Here is a 14,055-nt window from a genome sequence, read left to right as displayed (position 1 = left end):
TCAGCTCCTCACGGCATTGGCGAACTCGTCCGCCAAACAAGGTTGCGCGCCTACGCGAGGCACGCCGGGGGCCTGTCGCTTGCGCTGGTCATCCCAAGCAACGCCAGTGTGGCTGCGACACATGCCTGCGTCGATTGCCGACCGGTATCAATCGACAACGCTGGAGCCAGTGGCGGCTCATAAATATCGCTGATGCCGGTAAAGCTGGAGACCACTCCAGTGCGAGCACTCCTGTATAGCCCCTTTGGGTCACGCGCCTCGCACACGGACAGCGGCGTCGCGACATGCACTTCATGAAAGCGCGACGCACCGACAATCTGCCGGGCACGCTCGCGGTCATCGCGGTAGGGCGAGATCAGGGCGGCAATTGCCCACGTGCCGGTGTTGTTGATCTGCGCACACCATTGCGCCACGCGGCGCACGTTTTCGCTGCGATCGGCCCTGGAGAATCCAAGATCCGGGCAGAGCTGCTTGCGCACGGCATCGCCGTCCAGCACGCGGCACGGCACGCCTTGGGCTGTGAGCGATTCGGCCACGGCCAGGGCCACCGTGGTCTTGCCGGCGGCGCTGAGCCCCGTCAGCCAGAGCGTGGAGGGAATCGGTTGCATGTCGTGCTCCTTAGCGTGCTTTGCAGGCGGGTGCCAACGGCAGCAGCGCCGGCCATTGCCCGGCCCAATCGCCGCTGTGGTCCAGGCCCAGCACGATGTTGGCCTGCGCGCATCGACCACCGGTCGCCCGCACGAAACGCTGCGCCACGTCCGGTGGCACCACGGTGTCGTCTGCGCCGCTGAAATGCAGTTGCGGGACCATTGCCACACGCGGCGCCGCATCGATCGGGTTCAGCGATTCCGGCATCGCCGAGACGTCGTGCAGGCGGTTGATGAACTCCGTATCGAGGTTCCCGGCCACGGTGCGGATGGATGCGATGTCCGCGCGCCGTGCAGCAACCAGCACAGCCACCGCCCCTCCCCCTGAATAGCCGACGAGGTGAACGGGCTGGCCAGGCACCTTCGCTGCGAACCGGCTCACGGCCTCGTTCATGGATGCCACGACTTCCGGTGCGAAGCGCTTGCTGGTCCAGTACGGCACAGCACACAGCGGGTTCAACGCCATCGGGGTGAACTGGCAGGGCCGGGCGAGATACACGACATTCGGTGCCGGGTCCGCTGCAGCCAGGGCAAGAGCGGTGGCCCTGCGCGGGGTCGGATCGGCCGATGGCTCCGTGCGGGAAATCCAGGCCAAGCCATCGCCCTCGATGTAGACAGTGAGCGGCTGGTCTGCACGCGTCATGCGCACGAAAGCGGTCAACACGAAGTGTTCCGTCTTCACTTGCTCACGATGCAGTTGGAACGGCGCCGCCAGCGCATCGGCGTGGGCATCGCGGTCCAGTGTCGTGCAGTCGGACAGCAGGCTGCAAAGCACAACCAGAAGCCCAGCGAACAGCGCCGTCAAAACCTTTGATGTGAGAGGCGACAGAGCTGTCATGCGCGTACGCCCGCGAGCTGCGCCAACTCCTGCGCCATGGCACCCATGACGCCACCCCAATCACCGCGAGACGGCTGGCGGAACAAACGCACGCTCGGATACCACGGCGTGTCGTTGCGATTGAGCAGCCAGCGCCAGTCCGGCACAAGCGGCAGCATCACCCATGCGGGGCGACCCAGGGCGCCCGCCAGATGCACCGGCGACGAATCCACCGAGATCAGCAGATCGGCCACGGCGAGGATGGCGGCAGTGTCTTCAAAGTCCTGAATCTCGTCGCTGAGCGACACCATCGACATACCGGGCAGCGGCGACGCGGCCTGCTGTGCGGCCGGTCCTTTCTGGATGGCGAGGAACGTGACATCGGGCTGGCAGAGCGGAGCGAGGTCCGTCAGCTTCATCGAGCGATTCGCATCGTTGACGTGCGTGGGGCGCCCGGCCCAGACCAGCGCCACCAGCGGACGCGGCAACCCGGCCAGGCGCGCCTGCCACTTGGCGACGCGTTGCGGGTCCGCCGACAGATACGGGGTGGCACCAGGCAAATCAGACAGCTTCAGGCCCATCACCATCGGCAGGCTCATCAGCTCACAATGCACGTCGAACACAGGCGGCAATTGGCCGCGCGCCGTCAGTGCATCAAAGCCTTGGTAACGGCTGGCCAGCGATGCGCTTTCCGCGTTCACCTCCAGGATGACGCGCGCGCCGCTGCGCTCCTTTGCCCAGCGCACCATGCGCAGGAACTGGAACGTATCGCCGTAGCCCTGTTCATCGTGGATTAACAGCGTCTTGCCCGGAATGGGCCGGCCGTCCCACCGCGGACGTTGGACTTTGCGCTCGATGGCCGCGGTGTGCGGCATGCCGTAGCGGTGGTGGTACTCGCGCCAGCCGCGCTCAAAGTCGCCTTGCAGCAGCAGCGTTTCGGCCAGATTGAAGCGCGCGGTGAGATTGCCGGGCATGTTGGCCACCAGCATCTGTTGAATGGCCTGCGTCTCGGCAATCTTGCCTTGCGGGCGAATCGCGTCAGCCAGCACCTGCCACAAGATCAACGGTCCGGTGCCGGATGCCAGCCATGGCCGCACCAGCGCCTCGGCCTCGTTCAGGCGCCCGTCGGCCAGCAGGGTGCGGCCCTGGCGTTCTATCGTGGCGACATCGACGTCATTCACGGTGCGCTCATCCCGAGTGCGGCAAGCAGCGGGCCCAAATGATCGGCGTATTTCTGCCAGCGTCCCTTGGATGTGGTGTAGATCGGTTGGCGCACCTGGTTGACGCTGGCGGTGCGCACGACGCGGTCATTTGCGTGGAACTGCAGGCAAGCGTCTTCCCAAGGCAGACCGAGGAAGCTGACCAGGCGTTTTGCCTCGCCTTCCAGGTCATCCACCACGTGCTCATAGTCCACTTCGATGAATCGATCGGTTGGCAGGACCTGGGCCCAATGGGCCATCAGCTTCTGATAGTCGGTGTAGAACTCACCAAGCTCCGCCAGATCGTAGGCGAACGGCTGTTCACCGCCGAATTGCCTGGTGTAGCACGATAGGCACGTGTCCACCGGATCGCGCCTGCAATGGATGATGCGGGCACCCGGCAGGATCAGCGGGATCAGCCCCGCATAGATGAAATTGCCCGGCATCTTGTCAATCAGGCGTCGCCGCCCTTGTGCCAACGGTTCGGTACGGCTCAGATAGGTTTGGCCCAGGCGCTGCGCGTCCGCCGGGGTCAGCACCTGCGCGATGTCGGGGAACAGACCGGCGCCCTCCACTACCTGGCGTAGCGCTGAAAGCTCGCCCGCGCCCATGACCTGCGAGTGCGACGACAGGATCTGCTCGACCAGCGTGGTACCAGAGCGCGGCATGCCGATGATGAATACCGGCAGATCAGACTGCGTGCCAGCGGCAGCCAGGCGCTTCATCCGTTCGGCGGTGAAGACTTCAGAGATGCGCTGCATCCATTGCTGGGTCGCCTTGGCGTCGTAGGCAAACGTCGCACGCTTGCGCTGGTTTGCGGTATGCAGGTGCACGAAGGCGCGCGGCGCATCGTCCAGGTCGAGATAGGCCTTCCCCAACGCGAAATGCGCCGAGATGCGTTCGTTTATCGGCTTCGGTGCTTCGTTGGCAAGCCAGCCTTCAATGGCCCCAACATCCGGATCGTCAGCACGGAATGTCTTAGCCTCGGCGCGAGCCGTGAGCACCCGTATGGAACCGGGATACATCGACAGCGCTCGATCGAAGGCTGCCCGAGCGGCCTCCTTCTGACCGGATTCCATCCAAAGCGTGGCGCTTCCCACCAGCGCCTCTTCGGCCACCGTGCCAGGCAACGTTGCGGCCTGCTCGAAATGCGCGAGCGCCTCATCGGTTTTGCCAAGCGCCTGAAGTACCTGCGCCAGTGCATGATGGGCTTCAGCACTACGCGGCGCCAATGTCGTCGCTTGCTGCGCGCAAGCGAGGGCGTCGTCCAGGCGCTCCAGTTGCGCCAGCGCCTTCGCACGGGCGGTCAAACCGGCGGGATGCTGTGGCGCGAAGGCCTGCAACGCGTCCAGCACCTGCAGCGCCGCGGCATGCCGATGGCGCGTCACCTCCACATCGGCCAGGTTCAAGTAGGCATCGACCAGACGCGGGTTGAGTTCGATGGCCATGCGCGCTTCTGCGGCAGCCTGGTCGTACTGTCCTTGCGCGGTCAGCAGGAAAGCGAGGTTGCTGTGCGCCTCGGCATAGTGCGGGTTCAGGGCCAACGCCTGGCGGTAGTGCTGCTCGGCTTGGCCGAGCCTGTCCAACCGTCGATACGTATTGGCCAGATTGTTGTGCGCCTCGGGTGCATCAGGTGTGAGCGTCACGACCCGTTCCAGACATGCGAGGCTCTGCTCCAGCTTGCCTGCCTCCTGCAACAGGATGCCAAGATTGCTCCAGCCCGGAACAAGCGATGGGTCCAGCGCCACCGCGCGTTGGGCAGCTTCCTGACCTTCAGCCAGCATGCCCTTCTGGCGATACATCTCCGCGAGGTTGCTGGAGTAGACGGCGGGTGCACGTGGTGCCATGCAAGCCTGGTGCAGGTGGGCAATGGCCAGATCCAGGTTGCCATAGGCATGCGCCATGAGGCCGAGCAGATGCAGGGCATCGGCCTGGCCCGGCCATGCGGCCAGCACATGCTGGCAATAGATTCCCGCTTCCGCCGCCTGGCCTGCGTTCCAGTGCGCATGTGCACGGTTGAGCGCTTCGGGAATGCTGATTGGATCTGGATTGGACGCGCTCGACATGCGGGACTCCAAGGGCTCACTCGATGAGAGTAGGAGCGTGATCGTACTAGAAGGAAAGGCGTGCCTTCCCGCAAGAAAACGCGCTCTTCGGTACTTCTTTTCTTTGCTTAGAACAACTGGCGCAGACGGCACGCTGCCCGTCTGCGAAACGAACCCTGCCTGCAGCTGATAGCGCGCTCAGTGGGTTATCGAAAAGAGTCGGCGCCCACCGAGCGAGAGCGTTGAAGCAACAGGGTGTTCATTGTTTTATGGGGGCGCATCTACCACCCCATAAAACAATGAGCGCGCTCTCCCTTTCGGGAGGCGCGCCATTGGCACATCACTACAAGTCGTTAGAACAACTGACGCAGTTGCAGACTGCCGGCATGCGACACGTACCCGCTACCCACTTGCAGCGAGTAGCGCGCACTGATGCTCAGGTTGTTCGCACGCAGCAACTTGACACCGGCAGAGAGAACAGCCGAATCCGTCACCGGGCTGGCACCCAACGACGTGAAGCTGGTCTGGCCCGTCGGGTCTGCCGCAAAGCTGGCGTGCGTCTGAGTACGCGTGTTGTTGTACTCATGGCGCCATGCAACCTGCAATTCTGGCACGAGCGTGCCGTACGAGGTTGCGAGCTCGCGCGAGAGCTTCACGCCAAGGTCGCTGGTGACCGACGTCGTGTGCGACGCGCCCACCGATAGCGCCGCGCCATTGCCACCCGATTCGGTGTAGCCGTTCTGGCGCAGGTAGCCATATGTCAGGCTTGCCAGCGGCGTGACCGTGGCAACAGCCGTGGCGAACGGGTAGCCGGCTTCGGCGCGGGCCACGTACTGCGTACCGCTGAAGCTGCCGTTGGCGTTGCCCGAGAAGCCGGGGAAGTTGACGGCGCGGGTGGTGTCGTAGTGCTGCTGCACGGCGCCGGCCGACAAGTTCGCGTACCACGGGCTGCCCGAGTAGCTGGCGTAGCCCATCAGGCCGAACGAATTCACACGCGTCGAGTTGCCGTCGGTGTCGCCCGTGTTGCTGATCTTGGCGTTGCTGTAGCTGAACACTCCGCCCGCACGCCATGCGTCGCTGACCGCGTGATCGACACCGAACAGCAGGCCGCCGAAGTTGGCGCTGTAGCCGTCCACCTGATCGCGCTGGTCCTGGTGTGCGTGGCCGCCAAATGCCTGGCCCCACACGCCCCATGCCGGAGCCGCTTCACCGGTCGAAACACCGCTCAGGCCACCGGCTTGGGCAAGGCGCACGTTGTCGGCATGTGTGGAGATGATGTTGAGCACATCCAGCGTCGGTGCCAGTGCGGCCTGGGCCGTAGACCCCTGCGACACCGGGTTCAGTTGCTTGCCGGCGTGGTTGGCGGCGTCGCTGCTGCCCAGGTTCAGCGCCATCGAGGCGTTGTACAGGTTCAGCAGGGCCGGATCGCTGATGCCCGTGTACTGCGACAGACCCGTGAGCGCCGCTTGGGCGTTCGGCACAGTCGCCGGGCTGGGGACCGGTGCAGGCGCGGGAGCCGGAGCAGGTGCCGGCGCAGGTGCCGGCGTGGGGCTCGTGGTCGGGATCAGATCTGCGCTGACCACGGTCACCACCAGATCGCTGCGGCCGTTGGCTGTAACGTTGGCGCCTGTCAGGACGCTGTTGTAGCCGCGAATCCCATACCGCAGCGTGCCTTCGTTGTAGTTGGTGCCGGTGCTGGACGCATCAACGATCACATAACGCTGACCCGCCGCAAACGGATACGGATTGACCTGCGCAAACGAAACGGCCGAGCCCAAAGCGATGTTCACCGCGCCCGAAACTACCAGACGGCCATAGCCGGTGTCGCCCGTCAGGGAACCGTTGGCGACCGCACCGGTGTTCACGCCAATCTGCAGCGTACCGGCCGCGCTCTGGTTGTAGGTGCCGAAAACACTGATCGTGTTGTTGACCTGCAGAACCGCGCCCGTGTTGCTCACTGCCACCGCGCCGGTGGAGGTCGGGGCAGCAGAGGCAGCGCTGACGCTGGCTAGGTTAGGGGAGGTCGTCGCGACACCGATGTTGTCGTTCAGCACCAGGTTGCCCGAGCCGAATACGACGCCCCCGTTGGGGCTGACGATCGTGCCGATCGTTCCGCCAAAGCCGGTCAGGGTGCCGAATGTCGTGCCCGTGCCGCCATTGATGGTCAGATCTTGATGGCTCTGGCTCGTAATATTGCCGGCGATCACGCCTGAGTTGGTGATCGGGCCAATCGACCCGGTGCTGTTGATGGCATTGCCGGCGCCGGTGATGGTGCCGCTGTTATCCAGCGCGCCGATCGTTCCGGCGTTGAGAATGCCGGCGACAAAAGGCATGGTGCCCACCGTTCCGCCGCTGATCGTTCCGCGGTTGACCAGCGTGCCGATCGTGCTGGCGTTGTAGAGGCCTGGGGCGCGGCCGCTGATCACACCGCTGTTGGTCAGCGCGTTGATCGTTCCTTGGTTGGTGATACCGACGCCGCCGCCGCTAATGCTGCCGCTATTGGTGAGCGTGCCGATCGAGCCGCCGTTGACAACGCCCGCATTCTGCGGGCCGGTACCCGAGGGGAGGCCAAGAATGGTGCCGCTGTTGTTCAGCGTCTGGATCGTGCCGAAGTTGTTGACACCTGCGACGCTACCGCTAATGACGCCACCCGCGTTGTTGGTCAACCCGCCGATCGTACCGCCGTAGTTTGCGATGCCAACGGAGTTGCCACCGGTGCCACTGATGGTGCCGCTGTTCGTCAACGTACCGATCGCGGCACCGTTGAGGATGCCGTTCACACCACCTTGGATGGTGCCGCTCCCAGCGTTGTTCAGCGTGGTGATTGCACCGCTGTTGAAGATGCCAAAGCCGCTGCCCGTACCCGCGCCATTGGTGCCGGTTCCGTTATTGCCACCGGTTCCGCTGATGGCGCCGGTGTTGCTGAGCGAGACGATGGTCCCTTGGTTCTGAATGCCGAAGCCGTTGCCGCCGACGCCGCCGGCAGCGCCCGTGCCGCCAGCGCCACCGTTGCCACCCTGGCCACGGATGGTGCCGCCGTTGTTCAGCGTCGTGATCAGCGCACTGTTGATCAGGGCCGTGCCGCTACCGCCAGCGCCGCCTACACCGCCGGGCACGCCAGAACCGCCGGCGCCGCCGTTACCGCCGACGCCCATGATCGTGCCGTTGTTGTTCAGCGTCGTGATGTTGCTTGCCGCCAGGCCAAACGCGTTTTCGCCCCCACTCCCTGGCCCGCCGGGCCCCGGCATTGGCGGCATGGGAGGCGGCATCATGATGCCGCCGGCCTTGCCGTTGCCCCCCGCCTGGCCGATCGCACCGATAACGCCGCCGGCCGCGTTGTTCAACGTATCGATCGAGCCACCGTAAGAGGAAATTCCGGCATTGCTCCCGACGATCGAGCCGCTGTTGCTGAGCGTGCCGAGCGTGCCATCGGTGCCCAGCGCAGTGCCAGCGCTCGAAACGCTGCCGCTGCTGGTTACCGTGTAGTTGCCGGCGCCCCAGAACTGCGAGGTGGTGAGCGCAGTGCTGACAGTCGTATCGGCCGCAGCGATGGCCGGGACCATGCTGGAGAGCGCAGCCGCGATTGCCAGCGCCAAGGTGCTCTGTTTAGGAAACTGATTGCGTTGAGCCATTGTTTTCGTACCTGAGATAGGCGGTTGAACGGCCAATCCGAGCGGCGCCCCGCCACAGGTGTTGAGGCTCAAGGTCTGCCTGTCGGTTTCCCCCGAGCCTCAACACCGTGCGGTTTGCTTGCGTCGAACGACTTCCCCGTTTCGCAATCCGGTACGTTCTGGCAAATGGCGCTGTTATGTTCTGCGCGCCTCTGCAAGCACGTTCTTGGATCAGGCAAACCTGCCGGCTGACTCTGTTTTGATGCGGCACCGGATGCCGCAAGCGAGCGTTTGACCGACAGTCCTGAGCCGCTACCAACTCCCCCCGGACTGCTGACACATGTGTGTCGGGCCCGATAGTGACGATTTTTTTTGGGCCAGTCTTGACCGTGCGTCTCAGTTTTTGGAAAGTTCCGCGCGGCGTAGAAATATCGATAAGATCCGTGCCCATCGCCCGGAACCCTTTGCATGTACCCACGTACTCCCGCGACGCGCACCACCACGCACCAGGACCGTGCATGAGCCGGATCGTTTTTGCGTGGGAACTGGGTGAAAACCACGGGCACCTGTGGCGCCTGCTGCCTATTGCCCTAGCGCTGCAAGCGCGTGGGCACGAGGTGGTGTTCGGGCTGAAATCGATGGCCGCGGCCCAGCGCTATCTGGCGCCTCACGGCATCCGCTGGTTTGCCTGCCCAACGCCAACAAACGTCGCAACGCTGGGCCGCGAGATTGCGACCTACGCCGACATTCTTGCCACCTATGGCGCCACGCAGCCCGATCTGCTGGGGGGCATGGTGCAAGCCTGGCAGCACCTGTATGCCACACTCCAACCGGATCTCGTCGTGATCGACCACGCGCCGCTTGCACTCTTGGCCGCCAAGCGCGCGGGCATCGGCACTGTCCAGGTCGGCACCGGCTTTACCATCCCGCCCACGCTCTCCCCGGCACCGTGTTTTCGCCCCTGGGAGGCGAGTAACGCTGAAGCGCGCGCGCAAACACAGGTCGCCGTGGAGCGCAACATCCAAGCGTTGTTCGATTCGCCACAACCGCTTACGACGTTACTCACCGCCGACCACACCCGACTGTTGACGCTGCCGGAGCTGGACCACTACGCGCCGTTGCGGCCGCCTAGCACCACCTTTCTTGGCCCGGTACCCGAGCCGGACACGGGCGAACTCGTGCAATGGCAGCAACCCGACAAGCCACACGTCTTCGTGTATCTGCAAGTGCAGCCCTGGCTGGATACCGTGCTGACAGCGCTGGAAGCCTCCGGCGCCGAAGTGATTGCAGTCATCCCCGACCTCAGCAGGGAGACGGCAAACCGCCACCGCGGCCTGCGGCTCTATCGGCAGCCCGTCCGGCTGCTCCCCTTGCTTGCCGGCTGCACGCTGGCCATCACCCACGCGGGCCACGGCACAGCATTGAACTGCTTACTCGCCGGTGTGTCGATGCTGCTGCTCCCGCAGCATATCGAGCAACTGATGATCACCGAGCGCGTAGCCGCCATGGGCGCCGGCCTTGGCATCCTGCCGGCGTATGTGGAGACCGGATTCCACGCGGTGCTACACGATCTATTGGGCAACCCCAAATACCGGAACGCGGCGCGCACCATTGCAGTGCGCCACCACAGCGTGCCGCGCGATCGCGCCTTGGAAGAGGTGACGGGATTGATGGAGGACGCGCTGGCGCAGCGCCGTTAGGTGCCGCCAAAAGCGCTGCGGAGTGTTGGTCCCGTGCCTCACCCTTTGTGGGGGAGTGCTGTGTCGCACGCCATTTGTTCGATACAGTCCCGGCGATAAGAAGCGGTGCATGAAAGTCGCATCACAAAAATTATTCACGGGACGGGGACGCTCTTGCATGAAACATTGCCCGCTCGCGGCCGGCGTTGGCCCGCCGTGTGACGCGCCACCACGGCGGACCGATTTCGAGACTCCGCGATGCGCACAGCAATGAACGACGATGCGCTCCATACTGCGCCGCCACTCAGCCGCCTGTTGTTGCCCGAGCAACCGACGCTCGCGCCCGGCATCGTGCACAGCGATTTCAGCGTTCAAGGCGACGCGCGAAAGAGCTTTCTAGCCTGGCAGGAGCGGATGAGCCCCGTCTACGACATACGGCCTCCGGGCAAACAAGCGGAGGATACGTTCGATGCATCACTGTCCCGCTACACGATCGACAACCTGAGCCTCATCGACTTTCTCACCGCGCCAAATCTGGCCGTGCGATCGCTGGGTCGGGTCTCGACCGAGAGCGTTCGCGATGTCACGTTCAGCATCTTTCTTGAAGGGCCGCCGTCGCAGTTTCTGGGCAACAAGCCGCGCACTGAAGCGCAGCCCAATCCGCGCGTGCCTAGCATCCTCGCGCTGGACATGGATCAGCCCTGCACCATCCGAAGCTTTGAGGGCAGGCTCCTTCTTCTATTTGTGCCGCGCGCGCTGGTGGAACAGTTGTTCCCTGACGCGGCGTCGCTGCATGGCCGCTGGATTCATGCCGCCACCCCGATAACGTGCCTGCTGATCGAGCATGTCATCGCGCTCAGGCGACAAATCGTTGGGCTGAGTAAGGAAGAAGCGCATCAGTCTTTTCTCACGGCGGTGGAGCTGATCCTTGCAGCCTTCGCCCAGCAGGCGGGCTTTGCCGGCAACGCCCGCGCGGCGGTACGCGCTGCCGTCTATGGCAAGGTGCGGCGGCATGTGGAAATGCATCTGCGTGATCCGGGCCTGTCGCCTGAAAGCGTGTTGGCATCGCTGCATTTCTCACGCGCCAGCGTCTATCGACTCTTCGAGCATGAAGGTGGGCTGGCCGCGTATATCCGCAATCGCAGGCTGCGGATGGCGGCCGACGAGCTGGTGCGCTTGCCGCATCGAGGCATACAGGACGTTGCCTCGGGATTGGGGTTCAACGATGCGTCGAGCTTTACGCGTGCATTCCGTCGCGCGTTTGATATCGCGCCGCGCGAATTGCACGAATATGCACCGTTGCTCCGGCGCGATCACACACAAGAAGCGCGCTTCACATAGGAAGCATCGTCAGTGCGATAAAACGCCGACAAGGTCACTTTGTGCCCACTGTGTTGGTCTTGGGCCTCACCCTTTGGTGGGGGGCGCCGCGCTGCACGCGGTTTCTTCGATACAGTCCCAACCATAAGAAGCAGTACATAAAAGCAGCACTGCAGAATACTCACGGGGCGGAACTCTCTTGCATGGAACAGTGCACGTTCACGGCTGACGTTCGCTCGCCGGGTGAATCTTCCATCGTTCACAGCCACTTCGACGTGCGGACGCAAACGCATCAGCCGCCGTTGCTGGCGTGGCGAGAGAGGGTCGGCCACATCATCGACGTTCTTCCGTCGCGAGCCGATCTTGAAAGGCCGTTTCACGCTGCCATCGATCGCTACAAGATCGACGATCTGATGTTCTCCGATTGCCGGTCCGATGCGATGGCGCTGGACCGCTCGCTCGCGCGCATCTCGACCGACCCGATACGCGACTACGCCTTCCACGTGTTTCTGGAAGGCGGTGTCACTGATCTCGCCGTGCGTTCGTCTTCGTCGCGCAACAACTTGCTGACAGCTGGCAGCATCCTCGCACTGCACATGGGCCAGCCTGTGCGCATGCAACGCAGCGCTTGCCGGGTCGCCACCATCTTTGTGCCGGGCGCACTGGCCGGAGACATTTTTCCCGACCCCGAAGCCCTGCACGGCCGATTGATCGCGAACACGACGCCGCTTACGCAACTGATCGTCGAGACGGTGACGGCACTCAGTCAGGACATTGCAGACATGAGCGCGCACGCGGCGGGCAACGCCATTCGTGCGAGCACACAACTCATGGTCTCTGCGTTCGGCAAGCAAGCCCAACTGAGCGGCAACGCGCGCGCCGCGGCGCGGGCTGCCATGTTCGGTCGCGTGCGGCGCTACATTCAAGCCCATCTGCGCCAGGAAGACCTGTCGCCAGAGAGCGTTCTGCAGGCGCTACAACTGCCTCGCCAGACGTTGTATCGCCTGTTTCAGCACGAGGGCGGCCTGGGTGCCTACATCCGCCACCTGCGTCTGCGCGAAGCGGCAGGCGAACTGGTCCGCCACCCCAACCTGACCGTGACAGACATCGCGTTCGGGCTTGGCTTCAAGAGTTCGTCCGATTTCACGCGCGCGTTCCGTCGTGCATACGACATGGCACCCCAAGACTTCCGGGCGCTGTCCGGCAAAACGTCTTACGCGCGGCCACAAGTTTCGCGCAACGAGCCGATCGCAGTCAGCACATGAGCAGCGGTTTCAGGCCGCAGCGCGGCGCTCCTTGAACGCGAGCACGGCAAAGAAGCTCACCAGGCATGCGGGCGCCACATACCAGGCAGCGGATACCGGGTCACCCGTCCACTTGATCAGCCCGGTGATGATGAATTGCGCGGTGCCGCCAAACAGCGTGATGCCCAGGGCATGCGAGATCGCGAAGCCGCTGGCACGCACCCGCGCCGGAAACGCCTCAAGAACAAGCAACGCGCCGATGCTGGTACCAAGCGCCAGCAAGACGCTGATCACCGCAGAGCCAAGCAGGACGGCCACCGGGCTTTGTGCATGCGTCATCATCGCGAAGACCGGGTATGCCAGGACCGCAGTCGTGCCCGATGTGATGAGCACGATTGGCTTGCGCCGTGGTAATCGGTCTGCCAGCAGGCCCGACAGCGGCGACACCACCACCAGCAGCAATGTCGATAGCGTCGACGACATGAACCCGATGATGGCGGGCATGTGCAACACCCGCGTCACGTAGCTCGGCATATAGGTAATGACCGCGTAGACCGGCACCGTGCTCCAGATTTTCGACAATGTGGCCAGCGCCAGCGTGCCGCCGTGCTCCCGGCACAGTTCGACAACCGGTATGGAGGTGCGGCGATTGGAGGCGCGAGGAACAGGACGATCGGCAAGCTGACGACGCAGGTACAGACCAGCGGGCACAATCGACAACCCGATCAGAAAAGGAATGCGCCAACCCCACTGCGTCAGGCTTGCCGGCGACATCGTGCTCGTGAGCAGTGTGCCGAGCAACGCGCCGAGCAACGCGGCCGCAGCCTGACTGGCGTATTGCCAACTGACCAGAATCCCGCTTTGTGCTGGAGGCGCAGCTTCCATCGCGAACGTCACGGCCGTCCCCACCTCACCGCCGGCGGCAAAGCCTTGCAGCAACCGCCCGACGATGATGAGGAACGGTGCCGCCGCGCCAATCACTGCAAACGGTGGACATACGGCAATCGCGGCCGTCCCGATGGCCGTCAGCCAGATAGTGGTTGTCATGGCGGCTCGGCGGCTGACCCGGTCGGCGTAAGCGCCGATCACCATGGCGCCGAGCGGTCGCATGAAGAAGCCGACGCCAAAAGTACCGACTGCCAGCAACAGCGACGTCATCGGATCCGTGGCCGGAAAGAACTGGTCTCCGATCATCACAGCGAAGTAGCTGAACACCGTGAAGTCGAACAGCTCAAGACACGTGACCAGCGACGTCGCAATGACGACCTTGAGCATCTCGCGGTGGGAGTTAGCGTGTGCGGCGCGCAAATCGCGTGTCATAGGTGGAAGGCGCCATCCGTATTGTTGTTCTCGATTCAGCTCGCGCGAGAAGTCTTGCTGTGGTCGCTGTATCCGAAACCAGTCAGTACCTTACACGCCGCCACTGCAGGCGCAAAGTATCAATTCTCTGGCGCGATCGAGGTACCGCTGGTCAGCGTCCAAAGCCACTGGAC

9 protein-coding genes are annotated in these 14,055 nt (G+C 63.7%); 3 read left to right on the top strand and 6 right to left on the bottom strand.

The window, feature by feature from the left end; all coding sequences use genetic code 11:
* Positions 1-50 precede the first annotated feature (50 nt).
* From cysC to BM136_RS06255, 5 genes are all read right to left on the bottom strand, one after another.
* Positions 51-608, bottom strand: coding sequence for an adenylyl-sulfate kinase (cysC, locus tag BM136_RS06270; protein WP_217649346.1), 558 nt, complete (start codon positions 606-608; stop codon positions 51-53).
* Between the two features lie 10 nt (positions 609-618).
* Positions 619-1,485 carry an alpha/beta hydrolase gene (locus BM136_RS25500; protein WP_217649345.1) on the bottom strand — a complete coding sequence of 289 codons (867 nt, stop codon included), beginning with the start codon at positions 1,483-1,485 and terminating at the stop codon, positions 619-621.
* On the bottom strand, positions 1,482-2,645 hold the full coding sequence (locus tag BM136_RS06265) for a glycosyltransferase family 9 protein (protein WP_092971041.1): 1,164 nt from the start codon (positions 2,643-2,645) through the stop codon (positions 1,482-1,484). Before BM136_RS06265 ends, BM136_RS25500 begins: the two co-directional genes overlap by 4 nt.
* On the bottom strand, positions 2,642-4,729 hold the full coding sequence (locus BM136_RS06260) for a tetratricopeptide repeat-containing sulfotransferase family protein (RefSeq protein ID WP_092971040.1): 2,088 nt from the start codon (positions 4,727-4,729) through the stop codon (positions 2,642-2,644). The genes BM136_RS06265 and BM136_RS06260 overlap by 4 nt, the downstream gene beginning before the upstream one ends.
* Positions 4,730-5,061: 332 nt before the next feature.
* On the bottom strand, positions 5,062-8,340 hold the full coding sequence (locus BM136_RS06255; RefSeq protein WP_092971039.1) for an autotransporter outer membrane beta-barrel domain-containing protein: 3,279 nt from the start codon (positions 8,338-8,340) through the stop codon (positions 5,062-5,064).
* Positions 8,341-8,837: 497 nt separating this feature from the next.
* On the opposite strand from BM136_RS06255, the gene BM136_RS06250 reads away from it, so the two are divergent.
* The 3 genes from BM136_RS06250 (at position 8,838) to BM136_RS06240 (ending at position 12,583) form a co-directional block, all read left to right on the top strand.
* A complete protein-coding gene (locus tag BM136_RS06250; RefSeq protein WP_092971038.1) occupies positions 8,838-10,019 on the top strand; it encodes a glycosyltransferase in 1,182 nt (393 codons plus the stop codon).
* Positions 10,020-10,268: 249 nt separating this feature from the next.
* Complete coding sequence (locus BM136_RS06245) at positions 10,269-11,339, top strand: helix-turn-helix domain-containing protein (RefSeq protein ID WP_254775623.1); 1,071 nt, start codon at positions 10,269-10,271, stop codon at positions 11,337-11,339.
* A gap of 182 nt (positions 11,340-11,521) precedes the next feature.
* Positions 11,522-12,583: an AraC family transcriptional regulator gene (locus tag BM136_RS06240; RefSeq protein WP_092971036.1), complete on the top strand. Its 1,062-nt coding sequence runs from the start codon at positions 11,522-11,524 to the stop codon at positions 12,581-12,583.
* A 9-nt stretch (positions 12,584-12,592) separates the two neighbouring features.
* On the opposite strand, the gene BM136_RS06235 is transcribed toward BM136_RS06240, so the two are convergent.
* Positions 12,593-13,882 carry an MFS transporter gene (locus BM136_RS06235; RefSeq protein ID WP_092971035.1) on the bottom strand — a complete coding sequence of 430 codons (1,290 nt, stop codon included), beginning with the start codon at positions 13,880-13,882 and terminating at the stop codon, positions 12,593-12,595.
* Positions 13,883-14,055 lie beyond the last annotated feature (173 nt).

The organism is Ralstonia sp. NFACC01 (assembly GCF_900115545.1).
GTDB lineage: Bacteria > Pseudomonadota > Gammaproteobacteria > Burkholderiales > Burkholderiaceae > Ralstonia > Ralstonia mojiangensis.
Note: the sequence above shows the minus strand (reverse complement) of the source record. Positions and strands in the feature narration are given on the sequence as shown.